Origin of the sequence: Devosia sp. (assembly GCF_036406155.1) — a bacterium.
Lineage (GTDB): Bacteria > Pseudomonadota > Alphaproteobacteria > Rhizobiales > Devosiaceae > Devosia_A.
Window position 1 is genome coordinate 1 of the sequence record NZ_DASWVV010000011.1, and the last position, 17061, is coordinate 17061.

Here is a 17061-nt window from a genome sequence, read left to right on the forward strand (position 1 = left end):
ATCAGCTGCTTGGCTTCGGCGACGCGCTGCTCATAGGGCTGCTCGGCCCACTCGGGCGCATACGGCACGCCCTCGTAGTTGGCCGTGCCATCGGGCACCCAGCCATAGGCCGGCAGTTCGCCGGTGCCGAGCACGTCCGGCCCGATCACGTCGCGCAGCACCGAAATCGACAGCGCCTTGCGGACGTTGACGTCGTCCAGCGGGGGCTTGGACTGGTTCAGCACGTAGTAGTAGATGCCCAGGAACGGCGCGACGTGGGCCTGGCCCGGGTAGTTCTGCTGCAGGAACTCGTACTGGTCGGCCGGGAAGTCCGTCAGGATGTCGAGTTCACCGGCGCGGTAGCGGTTGAGCGCCGCGGTCAGGTCCTCGGTATTCTCCCAGCGGATCTCGTCGATCTTCAGCGCGTCCTTGCCGTAATAGGTGTCGGACTTGACGCCGCGCAGGTACGAGCCCGGCACCCACTCGACGATGTTGTAGGGGCCGTTGCCGACGATGTTGCCCGGCTGCGTCCACTGGTCGCCGAACTTCTCGATGACGTCCTTGCGGATCGGATAGGCGGTGTAGTGGGTCAGCGCCTGCAGGAAGTACGGGGTCGAGGCCTCGAGGGTGATCTCGAGGGTCTTGTCGTCGATGGCCTTGACGCCAAGCTGGCTGAAGTCGGTGATTTCGCCGGACTGGATCTTGGCGGAATTCTTGATCGGGGTCTGCAGATATGCGTATTCGGACGCCGTTGCCGGGTCGAACAGGCGCTGGAAGGCGTCGACGAAATGCTGCGCCGTCACCGGCACGCCGTCGGACCACAGCGCATCGCTGCGCAGCTTGAACGTATAGACGAGGCCGTCGTCCGAGATCGTCCAGGACTCGGCCTGGCCGGGAATGGCGTTGGCGCGGATGTCCTCGGCGACGAGACCCTCCATGTACTCGCCGACGATGCGGTTTTCCCAGTCACCGGAGACCTTGTGCGGGTCGAGCGAGCCCGGCTCGCTGCCGTTGCCTAGATTGAGCGTGACGGCCTGCGCCGCTCCTCCCATGAATAGCGCCACGGCGCCGGCGGTTACGACCGCCTTCAGGACGTTCGTTATTTTCATATTGTCCCATCTCCCTTGAAAATTCGGTTCCCACGACGGTGCCGGGGTTGATCGACGTCCCGGCTTGTTGTTGCCAGCGCCATTTTTGACCCGCTGGTCAAGATGCCAAACCTTAATCAGGGACGCTGCACCTTGACAAGCGAAAGCATGACGTAAGCGTCAACAGCCGTCCGGCGGCGTGAAGTGCGCCGCGCGGCCCGGCCCGCCCGGCGTCACGGGTGCTCGAGCAAGGCGGCGACCCCCATGCCGCCGGCGGTGCAGATGGAGATCAGCGCCCGCTGCTTCTGCGTCGTCGCCAAGAGCTTGGCGGCAACGCCGAGGATGCGCGCTCCGGTCGCCGCAAAGGGATGGCCGTAGGCGAGGCTCGAGCCCTTGACGTTGATGCGGTCGGGATCGATCTCGCCGAGCGGCGTGTCACGGCCGAGCACGCTGCTGTTGTAGCCCGGGTCGCGCCAGGCCTCGAGCGTTGCCAGCACCTGCGCCGCAAAGGCCTCGTGGATCTCGAACAGGTCGATGTCGGCGAAGCCCAGCCCGCTGCGCTCGAGCAGCTCGGCGACGGCGATGGTGGGGGCCATCAGCAGCCCGTCGCCGCCGGCGAAATCGTTGGCCGCCACCCGTCCGTGCACAAGATAGGCAAGGACCGGCAGCCCGCGCGCCTTCGCCCATTCCTCGCTGGCCAGCAGCACCGCGGCGGCGCCATCGGTCAGCGGCGTCGAGTTGCCCGCGGTGAGCGTGCCCTTGCCCGACTTTCGATCGTAGACAGGCTGGAGGGCCGCCAGCTTCTCGAGACTGGTGTCGGGGCGCACGTTATTGTCCTTGAGCACGCCGGCGCAGGGCACGACGAGGTCGTCGTGGAAGCCTTCATCGTAGGCGCGGGCCGCGTTCTGGTGGCTGCGCAGCGCGAGCTGGTCCTGCTCCTCGCGCGAGATGTCCCACTGGCGCGCCATGAGTTCGCAATGCTCGCCCATGGACAGCCCCGTGCGCGGCTCTTCGGTCGACGGCGCCACGGGCGCCAGTTCGGCCGGGGAGAAGCCGCGGAGGGCCTTGAGCCGCTCCGCCGCGGTGCGGGCGCGACGCAGCGCGATCATGCGGTGCTGAAACCTGTCCCCGAACACCACCGGGCTGTCGCTCACCGTATCGGCGCCGGCGGCGATGGCGCAGTCGATCTCGCCGGTCGCGATCTTGGCGCCGAGCGCCAGCGCCGCCTCCAGGCTGGTGCCGCAGGCCATCTGCACGGTGATGCCGGGGGTGCGCGGGGAAAAGCCGGCGTCCAGCGCTGCCTCGCGGGCGAGGTTGAAGTCGCGACTGTGCTTGATCACCGCCCCCGCCATCACCTCGTCGACCTTCTCGCCCTTGAGGTTGAACCTGTCGGCCAGCCCGGCGAGCGCGGTTGCCAGCATCGACAGGTTGGTCTCGTCCGCATAGCCGCTATAGGCGCGGGCGAAGGGAATGCGGGCGCTGCCGACAATGGCGATGCGGCGCAGTTCGGCCATCTTGGCTGCTCCTATGCCTTGCCGTCCTGGCGGGCCCGCAGCGGCCCGCCCAGGAAGGGCGCAAATCCGGTTCCGAGGATGACCCCGATATCGGCGAGGTCGGCACTGGCGACCACGCCCTCGCTGACGGCGACGACGGTGGCATCGACGAGCGGCCTGACCAGGTCGCGGCCCAGTTGCGCGAGGTCGTCATGCACCGGTGGCGCCGATTTTACCGGCTTGCCCTTGTCCCAGCGGTAGAAGCCCTCGCCCGACTTGCGGCCGAGCTTGCCCGCGGCGACCAGCGCCGCGAACCGGCTGCCCTCGGGCACCGGGTGCCCCAGTTCGAGGGCGACGTTCCTGCCGATGTCGAGCCCCACCGTGTCCATCAGCTCGATCGGCCCCATGGGCATGCCGAAGGCGACGGCGGCGGCATCGAGCAACTCCCGGCTCTCCCCGCGCTCCACCCGTTCCACCGCCCCCAGCAGATACGGCATCAGCACGCGATTGACGAGAAAGCCGGGCGCCGATTTCACCACCACCGGGCTCTTGCCGATGGCGAGGGCGAAGCTCACCCCGCGGCTGACGTCGAGGTCGGTGTTGAAGCGGCTGCGCACCACCTCGACCAGCGGCAGCTGCGCCACCGGATTGAAGAAGTGCAGACCGATGAGCCGCGAGCGGTTCGCCATCGGCTCGGCGATCCGCTCGAGTTCGATCGAGGAGGTATTGCTGGCGAGGATGGCGTCGGGACGGGCGCGCGCCTCCACTTCGGCGAAGACCTGGCGCTTGACCTCGAGGGTCTCGACCACCGCCTCGATGACGACGTCGGCACGGGCCAGACCCTTGCCGGCGACGTCCGCCTCCAGCCGGGCGACGGCGGAGGCGACGGCGGTGGGGGTCTTGAGCCGCTTGCGGAACAGCGCCTTGGCGCGATCGAGCGCGGGCTTGATGCGCTCGGCGTCGACATCCTGCAGCGTCACCCCCATGCCGCGCAGCGCGCACCAGGCGGCGATGTCGCCACCCATCACGCCGGCGCCGATCACGTGCACGCGGCGCAGCTGCGGCGCCTCATGGCCTTTGCTCCGCTGCTTCTTGAGGCCTTCCGACAGGAAGAACACCCGGCGCAGATTGCGGGCGGTGTCGGATGCCATCAGCGGCACGAAGGCGTCGATCTCGCCCCGGCTCATCGCGCGCCAGTCGTCGCCGTGCTTCTCGAACAGGTCGATCAGCGCGTGCGGGGCCGGATAATGCTCGGGCGGGGCCTTCCTGGCGGTCTCTTCGCGCATGCGCCTGACGAGGTAACGGCGCGCCGGGCCGAGCGCCATGAACGACCGGGCAACCGGCGCGGGCGCCGATTTCTGCCGGCCGAGCACGGCCCTGCGCGCAGCCCAGCGCAGCATGTCGCGATGCCGCACCAGCCGGTCCACCAGCCCCATGCGCCTTGCTTCCCGCGCCCGCAGCAGCCGGCCCGTCAGCATGATCCGCATGGCGTCGACGGCTCCGGCCTGGCGGATGGAGCGGCCCGTCCCGCCGAAACCGGGGAAAAGGCCGAGGTTGACCTCGGGGAAGCCGATGCGGGTCTGCTCGTCGTCGACGGCGATGCGGTAATGGGCGGCGAGCGCCAGCTCCAGCCCGCCCCCCAGGCAGAAGCCGTGGATACCGCAGACGAACGGGGCCTTTAGCGCCTCGATGCGATCGAACAGCGCATGGGCGCGCTGCAGCGCCGCCGGCAACACCGTGGGATCGGACATCTCGTCGAACTCGCTGACGTCGGCCCCGGCGATGAAGCCGCTGTCCTTGCCGGAGAGCAGGATGACGCCGTTGAGCTCGCCCGAGGCGATCAGGTCCTCGAAGCGCAGCACCAGCGTTTCGAGTTCGGCGACGGCCTCGCGCGACAGCGTGTTGACCGCGGCGTCCGGCGTCTCGATGGTCAGCCAGCCCAGGCCCTCGAAATCGATCTCGAAGCGCCAGTTCCTGGAATGCGGCATCTGCGGTTGGGCCAAGTTCCGGCTCCTTGTCGTCTCGTGCTGTCGAAGCCCCTATTCGGCCGCATCCCCGAGCGCCCTGGGCTCGCGGGCCAGCTGCCGGGGCGAAAGCTCGTCCGCCTCGAAATCGTCGACCCGGATCGCCCGATCGGTGGCCTGGTCGGCCAGCCTGAGCGTCGCCGCCTCCGCCTCGGTGAGGACGCCGGCCTCGACCGCATCGGTGATGGCGTCGCGGTCGAGCCGCCGCTCGATGACGCCCTTCTTGACGGCGCGGACGAACTTGGTCTCCACCTCTTCCGCCCTGGTGACCTTGACCAGCGCATCTTCGAGAACGCCGGTGACATCCTTGGGATCCATCGACACGTAGAGGCCCGGCGTCAGCCGGTCGCGGAACGTCCCGGGCCTGAGCACCGCGCGCGCCAGCCGGTAGCTTTCGCGGTCGGAGGACGGCCGGGCGTGTCGTCCGAGCGGAAACACCAGAACGCGCATCAGGTTGCGCAGCACGGCGTTGGGGAAGTTGGCGAAGACGGCGGCAAAGCTCTGCTCCAGGGCATGGATGCAGTCACGGGCGACGGCGTCGACGATGGGGCGGTCCTCCTCGAGGCGGCCGTCGTCCTCGTAGCGCTTCAGCACCGCCGAGAGCAGGTAGAGATCGGAGAGGATGTCGGCCATGCGGCCCGACAGCATCTGCTTGCGCTTGAGGTCGCCGCCGAGGAAGGCGACGGTCCAGTCGCCGACAAGCGCGAAGCTCTGCGCGTAGCGCGCCAGCTGCCGGTACCAGCGCGCCATCTCGTGCTCGACCGGGCTCGAGGCCAGCGCCCCGAAGCTTACCGCGTGCAGGAAACTGCCGACGATGTTGCGCAGCATGTAGCTCACGTGGCCACCGAAGGCCGCGTCGAACGCCCCGATCCCGGCCTTGCGGTCGGGGCTCTGGGCCGCCTCGATCTCGGCATAGAGATACGGGTGGGCCCGGAGCGCTCCCTGCGCGAAGGTGATGAGCGTGCGGGTGAGGATATTGGCGCCTTCCACCGTGATCGCGACCGGCGTGTTCGAGTAGCCCGAGAACAGGTAGTTGCCCGGCCCGTCCTGCACCGCCCGGCCGCCCTGGATGTCCATGGCGTCGTTGATGCGCTCGCGCATCGCCTCCGTGGTGCGGTACTTGAGCAGGGCCGAAATGACCGCCGGCCTCTGCCCCTCGTCGACCATCGAGGCGGTGAGGGCACGCGCCGCCTCGAAGGCGTAGGCGCTCTTGACCATGCGGCTGAGCGGCGCCGCCACCCCTTCCATGAGGCCGACGGGGATGCCGAACTGCCGGCGGATGCGCGCATAGGCGGAGCTCGTGCGCAGGGCCTGCTTGATGGAGGTGGTGCCGATGGCCGGCAACGAGATGGCGCGGCCCGTCGACAGGCACTCCATCAGCATGCGCCAGCCCTGGCCGGCGCAATCGGCCCCGCCGATCAGAAAATCGATGGGGATGAACACGTTGCGGCCACGGGTCGGCCCGTTCATGAAGGCGGCGCGGGCCGGGTAGTGCCGCCGCCCGATCTCGACGCCCTTGAACCCGGCCGGCACCAGCGCCAGGGTGATGCCGACATGCTCGCGCTCGCCCAGCAGATGCTCGGGGTCGTGCAGGTGGAAGGCGAGGCCGAGCAGCGTCGCGACCGGCGCCAGCGTGATATAGCGCTTGTCCCAGCTGAGCTTGACGCCGAGCGTCTTCTTGCCCTCGTACATGTCGTAGGTGACGACGCCGACGTCGCGCATGCTCGCCGCGTCGGAGCCGGCGTGCGGGCCGGTGAGCGCGAAACAGGGGATTTCCTGCCCCCTGGCGAGGCGGGTCAGGTATTTCTGCTTCTGCGCTGGCGTCCCGTATTTCTCGAGCAGTTCGCCGGGCCCGAGCGAATTGGGCACCATCACCGTGATGGCCACCGACACCGAGCGGCTGGCAATCTTGGAGACGACCATCGACTGCGCCTGCGCCGAAAAGCCCAGGCCGCCATGCTCCTTGCCAATCAGCATGCCGAGGAACCCCGCCTCCTTGAGGAAGCTCCACACGGCCGGCGGCAGGTCGGCACGGTTGTGGCGGATGTCCCAGTCGTCGATCATGGCGCAGAGCTTCTCGACGGGTCCGTCGAGAAAGGCCTGCTCCTCGGGCGTCAGGGTCGGCTTGCGCACCGTGAGCAGCCTGTCCCAGCGTGGGCGGCCCGAAAACAGTTCCGCATCCCAGCCGACGGTGCCCGCGTCCAGCGCCTCCTGCTCGGTGCGGCTGACGCGGGGCAGTATGGCCCTCACCGCGTCATAGACGGGGGCGGCGAGCAGCAGCCGACGCACGGGCGGAATGACCAGCAGGGCGAGGATGGCGCCAGGCAGTAGCGCCACGATCCAGCCCCAGGCGTCGACATGGATGCCGAGACCCTGCGCGTCGACTCCGAACCGGCTCAGTACGCCCAGCAACGCGGCGGCGACGGCCCACTGCCAGAGCGGCGCCCGGCGCATGCTCAGCACCGCGAAGCCAACGATACCGATTACGATGAGCGCCAGCGTCACGTCGCCCTCCTTGGGTCAGTCGCTCCGAGTCACTCTAGGCGCGACCCGCACGCCTTTCCAGCAACAATAGGGGTACTTGACGTATACGTCAATCAATCGACCCAATGGGCGCAGAGCCGCGTGAAGCGTTTGACGCTAACGTCATGAGATGGGATAGTTCCGGCAAAGGGCAGCGAATAGCCCGCAGAGGAGAACGGCATGGCCTCCGACGCAGACATTCCGCGTCCCTGGATCGCGCACTATCCCGACGGCATCCAGTGGGATGTGCCGGTCAGTTCGACGCCGGTGTTCGAGCAGCTGCTGGCGACCTGCGCGCGGCAGCCCGATGCCGACGCCCTCGACTTCCTCGGCAAGAAGACCCGGTTCGGCGAACTGGCCCGCGCCATCAACGCCTTCGCCGCGGCGCTGCAGACCCGCTTCGGCGTGGGCAAGGGCACGCGCGTCGCCCTGCTGCTTCCCAACACCCCGTTCTACGTCATCGCCTATTTCGGCATCCTCAGGGCCGGCGGCACGGTGGTGAACTGCAACCCGCTCTACACCGTCCACGAACTGACCCACATCGCCGCCAACGCCGGCGCCGAACTGATGGTCACGCTCGACCTCAAGATGCTGTTCGACAAGGCCGAGGCGCTGACCCAGGCGGGCCACGTCAAGCAGCTCATCGTCTGCCATTTCCCCGACGCCCTGCCGGGCGTCAAGCGCCTGCTGTTCAAGCTGCTCAAGCGGCGCGATCTCGCGCGCCCCAAAGCCTCGCCGGTCGCCGCCAGGATCACCTCCTATGCCGACATGGCGCGGCACCGCGACGCGCCAGCGCCGGCCGCCATCGACCCGCACAAGGACGTGGCGGTGCAGCAATATACCGGCGGGACCACCGGGCTGCCCAAGGGCGCGATGCTCAGCCACGCCAACATCGCCGCCAACATGAGCCAGATCGACGCCTGGGGATGCGGCATCTTCTACCCGCCGTCACGGGTGATCGCCGTGCTGCCGCTGTTCCACATCTTCGCGATGACGGTGTGCATGAACGTGCCTCTGTGCAACGGCACCCAGGTCATCCTGCTGCCGCGCTTCGAGCTCAAGGCCTTCCTCGGCGCGCTGACACGGACCGGCGTCAACATCCTGCCGGCGGTGCCCACGCTGATCGCCGCGCTGGCCAACGCGGGCAAGCTCGCCGAGCCACATCTGGGCGGACTGGAAGTGGTGATCTCCGGCGGCGCCCCGCTGCCCAACGAGACACGCGCCGCCTTCGCCAAGGTGTCCAAGGCGCTCCTCGCCGAAGGCTACGGCCTGACGGAGGCATCGCCGGTCGTCTGCTGCGCGGCGCTGCGCGTGCCCTCGAAGCCGTTGTCGATCGGCCAGCCGCTGCCGGCCACCGACGTCCGCTTCGTCGACATCGACAGCGGCAAGCCGGCGGCGCTGGGCGAGCGCGGCGAGCTGCAGGTCAAGGGACCGCAGGTCATGCTGGGCTACTACAACAGCCCGCAGGCCTCGCGCGACGCCTTCATGGACGGCTGGCTGCGGACCGGCGACGTCGGCTACATGGATGCCGACGGCTACGTGTTCCTGGTCGACCGCATCAAGGACCTGATCATCTGCTCGGGCTTCAACGTCTATCCGCGCACCATCGAGGAAGCGCTGGCGGAACACCCGGCGGTCGACGAGAGCAACGTCATCGGCGTCCCCGATGTGCACCGCGGCGAGGTCCCCGTCGCCTTCGTCAAGCTCAGGAGCGGCGCCTCGGCCACCGAGGAAGAGCTCAAGAAGTACCTGGCGACCAAGGTGAACAAGCTTGAAATGCCGCGCGAGATCATCTTCAAGGAGGCTCTGCCCAAGACGTTGATCGGCAAGCTCTCCAAGAAGGAGCTGCGGGAGGAATACAGCCAGATGAAAGAGCGCAAGAGTGAACCGGCCTGAGCCGGACAGCCGCGAACTCTTCGCCATTGCCGACCTCGCCCGCGAGTTCGGCATCTCGACGCGCGCCATCCGCTTCTACGAATCCAAGGGTCTGCTTCACCCCGACCGCGTCGGCGGCACGCGCGTGTTCAGGCGCCGCGACCGCGCCCGGCTGATCCTGATCCTGCGCGGCAAGCGGCTGGGCTTCTCGCTGCGCGACATCTCGGACTATCTCAGCCTCTACGACGCGCACTCGCAGACCGCACAGGTCAACCTGCTGATCGACATGGTGGACCAGCGCCTCGAGCTGCTCGAGGGGCAGTTGCACGATTTGCAGACCACGATCGCCGAACTGAGGGAGATCCGCAAGCTCGCCGCCGAACGCATCGCCCAGGGCGGCTAGCGGGGTCAGGCGGCCGAGACGGTGTCCGGACCACTGCCGGTCGCCCGGCCGGCACGCGCCGCGAGCCAGGTTTCGAACTCGGCGGGCGCCAGCGCCCGCGCCACCAGGAAGCCCTGCATTGCGTCGCAATCCAGCGCTTGCAGGAAGCGCCGCTGCGCTTCCGTCTCCACGCCCTCGGCGATGACGTTGAGGCCGAGCCCCTGGCCGATCCGAATGACGGCGGTGACCAGCTTGCGGGCGTTTTCATCCTCCTCGATGCCGGCGATGAAGTGGCGGTCGACCTTGAGCTCGGTCACCGGCAGCCGTGCCAGATGGCTGAGGCTCGAGGAGCCCGTGCCGAAATCGTCCATCGCCAGCCGGATGCCGAGGCTGCGCAGCGCCCGCGTGTTCTCGAGCGCCGTCGGGCAGTCCCCGACCACTACCCCTTCGGTGATCTCGATCAGCAGCCTTCGGGGCGTCAGGCCGTGGCGGTCGAGCGCTGCCGCCACCACCGGCAGCAGCTGGCGGTTGCGGAAATGCACGGGGGAGATATTGACCGACACATAGGGCACGCGCAGGCCCTTGCCGTCCCAGGCGGCGAGCTGCGCACAGGCCTCCTCCAGCGCCCACTCGCCGATCGCCTCGATCAGCCCCGCTTGTTCCGCGAGGCGGATGAAGCGGTCGGGCACGATCTCCCCGAGCGTGGGGTGGGTCCATCGCGCCAGCGCCTCGACACCGAGCAGCCGCCCGTCACGCGCCGAGACCAGCGGCTGGTAGCGCAACTGCAGGCCGCGCCGCGCAATGGCCTCGCGCAGGGCGCCGCCGAGCAGCAGGCGGTCCTGGCCGGCCTGGTTCATCTGCCGGTTGAAGAAGCGGTGGGTCGCCCCGTTGTCCGCCTTGGCCTGGTACATGGCGGCGTCGGCATTCTTGAGCAGCGTGTCGCGGTCGGCGCCGTCCTCCGGATAAAGGCTGATGCCGATGCTGGCGGTGACGGGCAGGGAGCAGCCGCTGATATGGACGGGACGCAGCAGCGCATCGAGAATGCCGTCGGCGGTCAGGGCGGCGCGATCGGCGTCGCAGTCGTCCAGCATGATCACGAACTCGTCGCCGCCGTGCCGGCTGACGAGGTCGCCCGGGGCGAGCTGGCTGCGCAGGCGGCGCGCGATCTCGACGAGCAGTTCGTCGCCCACCGGATGGCCGAGCGTATCGTTGACGTCCTTGAAGTTGTCGATGTCGAGGAACAGGAAGGCCATGCGCCGGCCGGGCGGCGCGTTGCGGAACGCGTCGTCGATCTGGTCGCGCAGCAGCGCCCGGTTGGGCAGCCCGGTCAGCGAGTCGTAATAGGCGAGCCGGTTGATCCGCGACTTCGCTTCGTGCCGTTCGAAGGCCACCACGCACAGGTGCAGGCAGGCCGACAGCACGACCTCGTGCCAGGGGCCGGGCAGCCGGGGCGCGCGGAAGTAGAAGGCGAACGTTCCCGCCACCCGGCCGTCGCGCAGCCGGATCGGGCTCGACCAGCAGGCCCTGAGGCCGAGCGGCAGCACCGCCCCCGACAGCTCGGCCCAGAGCGGGTCGGTCGCGATGTCCTCGCTCATCACCGGCTCGCCGCGATGGGCCGCGGCGCCGCACGTGCCGCTGGCCGGGCCGATGGGGACGCCGTCAAGGGCCTGAGCGTAGTAGTCGGGCAGCGACGGGTTGGCCAGCGGCCGCAGCCGCTTTTCAGGATCGACGGCCGCGATGCTGCACACGGTCTCGGGGAAGATCTGTTCGACCCGCCGGCAGATCAGGTCGGCGACCTGGCGCAGCGGCATGTCCTGGGCGACCGCCTCGAGCACGTCCCGCTGCAGCGTCTGGATCTTCCGGCTCTCCGTTGTGTTCTCGAGCGAACACACCAGGTTGTCGACCTGGCCGTCGGCGCCGCGCACCGGCCGCACCGTCGCCAGCATCCACAGTTCCTTGCCGTGCTTGTCGAAGGCACGGATCTCTTCGTGGAAGGTGCGGCCCTTGCGCACCTGTCCCGTCAGCCGCTCCAGCGTGCGCGCGTCGAGGCGGTTCTGCCCCAGAAGCTCCAGCGCCGGCCGGCCGAGCGCCTCCTCGGCGGTGTAGCCGAAGATGTCGCGAAAGGCCCGGTTGACATAGAGCAGGGCGCCGCGCCCATCCGTCACGTACAGCGCGCGTTCCGTCTCGTCGGCCGTCATCTGAAGCAAGCGCAGCTCGGTGTGAGCGTTTGCGACGGTTGCTGTCCCCTCGCCCATTCTGCCTCTCGCAACTGGCTCCGGGATCGCCTTGTGCAGGCGACCGGACGGTGTCCAAGGTGCGACCCGAGTCCTGAACAAACCCGTTACGGGGATGTCGCAATGCGACACAACCGGCGCCCGGCCGATTGCATGGTTAAGGCGCGGCGCGGCCTGGGCTAGCGCTTCGCCGGCGGGCGGCCGCGGCCGGTCGATCGCGTCATCGGGTCGGGCCGGCGCGGCCGCGTCCAGCCCGCGGGCGGGGCGACGACCGGCAGGTGCGTGCCCAGTCCCATCTGCCCCGGCGGCGGCTGCCGGACCAGCGCCGACCCGGCCGGCTCCTGCCCCTTGAGGGCGGCGATCTCATCGCGCAAGCGCGCCGCCGCTTCGAAATCCTCGGCCGCCGCGGCCTGCCGCATCTGCTCCGCCAGCGCCGCAATCCGGCGTTCGATCGCACTCAGGGACATCACGTGGCCTCCAGGAAGATCTGCATGTCGGCGAGCGTCGCCGCCTCGGCCGCGGGCTTGTCCCAGCGGATGCGGCTGATGCGCGGAAAGCGCAGCGCGACTCCCGATTTGTGGCGGCTCGAGCGCTGCGCCGAGTCGAACGCCACCTCGAACACCAGCGCCTTGCGCACCTCCCGCACCGGCCCGAAGGACTGCACCGTGTTCTGCCGGATCCACCGGTCGAGCTGTTTCAGCTCCTCGTCGGTGAAGCCGAAATAGGCCTTGCCGATGGGGACGATCTCGTCTTGCTTCCATACCCCGAAGGTGTAGTCGGAATAGAACGACGAACGCTTGCCGTGGCCGCGCTGGGCGTACATGAGCACCGCGTCGACGACGTTGGGATCGCGCTTCCACTTGAACCAAAGACCCTTGGGCCGGCCCGGCACGTAGGGCGAGGCCTTGCGCTTGAGCATGACGCCCTCGTGGCCGTGCTCGTCGGCCCCGCGTCGGCGCAGTTCCGCCAGGTCCTCCCAGCCGGCGAAGTCCAGCACTTCGGACAAATCCAGCCTTGCCTGCGGATGCCGGCCGAACCACGCCTCGAGTCGCGTCCGCCGCGCGCTCCATGGCAGCGTGCGGATGTCCGCGTCCTCGTCGAACAACAGGTCGTAGACGCGCACGAAGGCGGGCAGCTGCGTGAGATGCTTGTGCGTCGCCAGCTTGCGGTTTAGGCGCTGCTGCAGATCGTTGAACGGGGCGGGATCAAAATGGTGCCCGACCAGCAGTTCGCCGTCGAGCACGCCGTCGCCGAAGACGTTGTCGACGACGTCGGGGAAGGCCGCGGCGATGTCGTCGCCGGTGCGCGAGAACATCGACACCCGCCCCCGCGATGCGATGAGTTGCACGCGGATGCCGTCCCATTTCCATTCCGCCGCGAAGTCGGCGGGGTCGAGCTTCTCGAAGTCGCCGGCCTCGATCGGGTTGGACAGCATCAGCGGGTGGAAGCGTGCCGTCGGGTCGATCTCGGGCCGGCCGGCCTTGCCGTCGAGCCAGGCGAACAGCTCGCCATAGGGCGGCGCCAGCCCGTGCCAGATTTCCTCGATGTCCTGCAGCGCCTTGCCGCTCATGGCGGCGAGCGCGGTCCTCGCCAGGCGGGCGGAGACCCCGATGCGCAGCGCCCCGGTGGCGAGCTTCACCAGCGCCCAGCGCTCGTTGATACCCGCCCGGGTCAGCAGCGAGCCAATAAGGCCCGGCAGCTCGGCCTTCGACGTCGTGTTGAACAGTTCGATCACCCCGCTTAGCGAGGGCAGCGCCTCGCCTTCTCCCTGATGCGGCCAGATCAGCGCGATAGTCTCGCCGAGATCGCCGACGAAGTCGTAGCTGAGGGCGAACAGGTAGGGATCGACCTCGCGCGTCACCACCTCGCGCAGCACCGCCGGCTTGACGTTCTTGAAGGTGAGGGCCCCCGTGAGGATGGCCAGCGCGAAGCCGCGATCCGGGTCGACCGTGCTGGCGAAATACGCGGCCAAGGCCTCGATCTTGCGATTGCGCGACGGCGTCAGCGCCAGCAGCTCGAGGAGTTGGGCGAAGGCCTTCAATCCTCGTCCTCCCCGCCGTCCTCATAGGCCTGGAGGGCCAGCGGCTCGGCCTCGAGCCCCTGTTGCCGGCAGTGGTGGACCAGCGCTTCCTCGGCCCCATGCGTGACCCAGATCCGGCCCGCGCCCGTTTCGGCGATGGTCTGCCGCAATTCGTTCCAGTCGGCATGGTCGGAGATCACCAGCGGGAGCTCGACCCCGCGCTGGCGCGCCCGCTGCTTGATGCTCATCCAGCCGGAGGCCATGCACAGCACGGGGTCGGGCAGGCGCCGGCTCCAGCGGTCGCGCAGCGCCGATGGCGGGGCGATGACGATCTGCCCGGCAAGCTCGCCGGCCGGAACGTCCAGGGCATGGCACAACTCGCCGAGCCCGATGCCGCGCGCCTCGTAGAGGGCGCACAGCGCCAGCATCGCCCCGTGCAGGTAAATCGGCGCCTCGTACCCGGCCGCGCGCAGCAGCGCGATGACGCGTTGTGCCTTGCCCAGCGGATAGCAGCCGACGACATGGGCGCGGGCCGGAAAGGCCGCGACCGAGCGCAGCAGGCGGGCCACTTCCAGCGCCGGGTCGGGGTGCTGGAATACCGGCAGCCCGAACGTCGCCTCGGTGACCAGCAGGTCGCAGGCGACCGGCTCGAACGGCTGCGCCGTGCGGTCGGGCAGCCGCTTGTAATCGCCGGTGACGACGATGCGCTGGCCTTCATATTCGAGCAGCACCTGTGCCGAGCCGAGGATGTGCCCCGCCGGAATCAGGGTGATCGTCACCCCGTCCACAAGCAGCGGGACATGGTAGTCGAGGGGCTCGAAGCGCCCGGCGCACTCCTCGCCGTAGCGCGCCTGCATGATGGCGATGGTATCGGGCGTGGCCAGCACCGTGCCATGGCCCGGCCGGGCGTGGTCGGCATGGCCGTGCGTGACGATGGCGCGCGCCTGCGGCCGCGGCGGATCGATGAAGGCATCGATGGGAGCGACATACAGGTTGCGGTGGAGGAACGGCTCGACCATGGCCGCATCATAACGCAGCCCGGCCCCGCGCGGTTCAGGAACCGTACGGCATGAGCCAGGCCTTGAGGCTGTTGCGGTCCTGCACGCCGGCGCGCTGCGCCAGCACCTTGCCGTGCCTGAACACCATCAGCGTCGGGATGCCGCGGATATTGTAGCGCCCGGCAATGGCCGGCTCGGCCTCGGTGTCGAGCTTGAGGAAGCGGAACCGCGGCTCGAGTTCGTGGGCGACCTGCTCGTAGATGGGCGCCATGGCATGGCACGGGCCGCACCAGTCGGCCCAGAAATCGACGACCACCGGCACGTCGCTCCTGGTCACCTGCTTGTCGAACCGGGCCGCATCGGCCGCGGCGGGTTGCCCGGTGAACAGCGCCGCGCCGCAGCGCCCGCATTTGGCCTGGCGCGCATCCCTGCCGGCCGGCACGCGGTTGGTGCCACCGCAAGCGGGACACACGATGTGCACGTCATCACTCATGGCCGTACCTTGTCCTGCAATGCCGAACTGCGCTTGATCCCGGTCAATCCGCCTACAGCACCCTGGTGACCTCGAGGAAGCTGCCGCGCTCCTCGTTGGCCGCCCTGATCGCGGCTTCCGAGCCGAGCACCACCACCTCGCCGTGCCGGGCCACCTGCTCGAGCGCCTCGGCCAGCGCCAGGAAGTCCTGCCGGGTCGCGCCCAGCACTTCCTCGCGCCGCTGCTGGCGCGCCGCCTCGGTATCGTCCACCAGCGCGCGCAGCATCGACACGAAGCCCTTGGCGTCGGGCAGCCGGTAGGTGTCGATGGCGCCGATGACGCCGATGATCGAGCGGGTGAGGTCCTGCTCGCTGACCGGCTGGCGCAGATAGGCCGCCGCCCCGTCGTAATTGGCAAGGGTCGCGAGCAGGTTGGGGTCGCGGTAGGAGGTGAAGGCGAAGCTGCCCGAGAACGGGTCGTAGCTCGAGGAACCGCCATAGGCCCCACCCTGCACCCGGATCCTGTCCCACAGATAGGTGGTGTTGAGGTGCTTGATGGCGACGGCCAGCCCGCCGCTGGGCCGCAGCCCGAAGCGTGCGAGGTCGGCGCCCTTGGCGACGTAGTTGACCTGCCCGGGGAAGGTGAGCCCTTCCGATCGGGGCGCGGCCGCGAAGCCCCAGCCGTCCCCGGTCCTGCCGCCCTGAGGCAGGTCGGCCAGAAAGGCTCCGAGCAATGGCCGGAAGGCGTCGATCGCCGGCGCATCGGCGGTGACGTTGGCGACCATGCCCGCGCGATTGAGCAGATGCGCGCGAATGGCCTCGAGCTGCGCCTGCACGCCGGCCCAGTCGGTGTCGATCCGCTGCGCCAGTTCGCGCAGGAAGAAATAGTGGCTGACCCCGCCAAGCTGCTCGCTGAGCCAGTCGCTCTCGTTGAACTGTGCCCTTAGCCGCATCGACACGATGCCGTTGCCCATGCCGGCGAGCGAACTCTCGAAGCCGGCCTTGGATTCGAGCACCATCTGGCGGATGCGTTCGCGGTTGTCGAGGCGCGCCGTGGTCAGCACATCGGCGAGGATGGCGCAGAGCTGCTGCGCCTTGTCCGGCACGGCCTTGCCGCGCAGGAACAGCCAGGCGGCGGTGCCGACGCCGTCGCGGCGCGTCGAATTCCATCGCTGCGTGCCGATCCCGCCGGTGTCGCGACCGATGCGCTCGGTCAGCGCGACGAAATCCTCCCTGGTCGTGCCCGTCTGCAGCAGCGCCCGCGCGAAAACCGGCAGCAGCGGCAGCAACTCGCCCGGCACGCTCGCAAGGTCGAAGCCGAGGTCGAGATAGAGCACGCCGCTGGTGGCGAGCGGATGGGTGAACAGCGGCACGCCGGCCAGCATCTCCCGCGCGCCGGGGATCGGCTTTTCCCCGCGGGGCAGGTCGGCAAGCGTCAGCGCCGGGATGCGGGCCAGCGCCTCCGGCGGATCGGGCTCTTCCTGCAGCGCCTTGAGCCGGGCAGTGGTCGCCGCGACCTCGGCCAGTTGCTCCGGCGTCATCGCCGCCTGCGCCGCCTCGAGCCGGGCGCGCTCCTCGGCGGCCTCGCGCGCCGCCTTGCCGGTATCGGCGTTGAGCAGCACGGTGGTACGGTGGCGGTTGGCGAGCAAATGCTGCTCGATCAGCGCCTCGAACACCTTCTCGCCGCGGGCGATGGCGGCCTTGAGCGCGGCAAGCGGCCCCTCGAAGCGCAGCGGCTGCAGCGGATCGCCGCCGTGCAGCCAGGTGCGCATGGCCCGGAACATGAGCGCAATGCCGCGCGGGAACGAGCCGGTGTTGTTCTCGCGCAGCTGGAACTCGACGGTATTGAGCGCCGCGGCGACGGTGCCGGGGTCGATCCCGTCGCGGACGAGGCCCTCGAGCGTCGCGAAAACCATGGCCTCGACCCTGTCGGCATCGGCCTCGGCAATGCCCTTGAGGCCGACGGTGAAATAG

Annotated in this window: 11 protein-coding genes and 1 pseudogene; 2 read left to right on the plus strand and 10 right to left on the minus strand. The window is 69.0% G+C overall.

Annotated features, from left to right (window positions below; genetic code table 11):
• From VGD93_RS00625 to VGD93_RS00640, 4 genes are all read right to left on the minus strand, one after another.
• Window positions 1-1082 (minus strand): peptide ABC transporter substrate-binding protein (locus VGD93_RS00625; RefSeq protein ID WP_395008180.1); only part of this gene is annotated, 1082 nt, incomplete at its 3' end.
• A 218-nt stretch (window positions 1083-1300) separates the two neighbouring features.
• Entirely contained in the window at window positions 1301-2581 is a 1281-nt protein-coding gene (locus VGD93_RS00630) for an acetyl-CoA C-acetyltransferase (protein ID WP_395008162.1), read from the minus strand.
• An 11-nt stretch (window positions 2582-2592) separates the two neighbouring features.
• Window positions 2593-4563 (minus strand): 3-hydroxyacyl-CoA dehydrogenase NAD-binding domain-containing protein, encoded by a 1971-nt coding sequence (locus VGD93_RS00635; RefSeq protein ID WP_395008164.1) that lies wholly within the window; start codon window positions 4561-4563, stop codon window positions 2593-2595.
• A gap of 36 nt (window positions 4564-4599) precedes the next feature.
• The gene (locus VGD93_RS00640; protein WP_395008166.1) at window positions 4600-7089 is read right to left on the minus strand and encodes an acyl-CoA dehydrogenase; all 2490 of its coding nucleotides are present in this window, start codon (window positions 7087-7089) and stop codon (window positions 4600-4602) included.
• Between the two features lie 198 nt (window positions 7090-7287).
• Between VGD93_RS00640 and VGD93_RS00645 the strand changes: the two genes are divergently transcribed.
• Window positions 7288-9003 (plus strand): long-chain-fatty-acid--CoA ligase, encoded by a 1716-nt coding sequence (locus VGD93_RS00645; RefSeq protein WP_395008168.1) that lies wholly within the window; start codon window positions 7288-7290, stop codon window positions 9001-9003.
• Window positions 8990-9385, plus strand: coding sequence for a MerR family DNA-binding protein (locus VGD93_RS00650; RefSeq protein ID WP_395008170.1), 396 nt, complete (start codon window positions 8990-8992; stop codon window positions 9383-9385). Before VGD93_RS00645 ends, VGD93_RS00650 begins: the two co-directional genes overlap by 14 nt.
• 5 nt (window positions 9386-9390) lie before the next feature.
• Here the strand turns inward: VGD93_RS00650 and VGD93_RS00655 are convergent, their stop codons facing one another.
• From VGD93_RS00655 to VGD93_RS00680, 6 genes and pseudogenes are all read right to left on the minus strand, one after another.
• Entirely contained in the window at window positions 9391-11562 is a 2172-nt protein-coding gene (locus VGD93_RS00655; protein ID WP_395008182.1) for a sensor domain-containing protein, read from the minus strand.
• Window positions 11563-11777: 215 nt separating this feature from the next.
• Window positions 11778-12065, minus strand: a complete 288-nt coding sequence (locus VGD93_RS00660; protein ID WP_395008172.1) for a UvrB/UvrC motif-containing protein — start codon at window positions 12063-12065, stop codon at window positions 11778-11780.
• Window positions 12065-13639 carry a cisplatin damage response ATP-dependent DNA ligase gene (locus VGD93_RS00665; protein WP_395008174.1) on the minus strand — a complete coding sequence of 525 codons (1575 nt, stop codon included), beginning with the start codon at window positions 13637-13639 and terminating at the stop codon, window positions 12065-12067. Before VGD93_RS00665 ends, VGD93_RS00660 begins: the two co-directional genes overlap by 1 nt.
• Window positions 13636-14637 carry a ligase-associated DNA damage response exonuclease gene (locus VGD93_RS00670; RefSeq protein ID WP_395008176.1) on the minus strand — a complete coding sequence of 334 codons (1002 nt, stop codon included), beginning with the start codon at window positions 14635-14637 and terminating at the stop codon, window positions 13636-13638. The genes VGD93_RS00665 and VGD93_RS00670 overlap by 4 nt, the downstream gene beginning before the upstream one ends.
• A 34-nt stretch (window positions 14638-14671) precedes the next feature.
• Complete coding sequence (gene trxC / locus VGD93_RS00675; RefSeq protein ID WP_395008178.1) at window positions 14672-15109, minus strand: thioredoxin TrxC; 438 nt, start codon at window positions 15107-15109, stop codon at window positions 14672-14674.
• Window positions 15110-15161: 52 nt separating this feature from the next.
• Window positions 15162-17061: pseudogene (locus VGD93_RS00680) on the minus strand (peptidase M16); the annotation flags it as partial.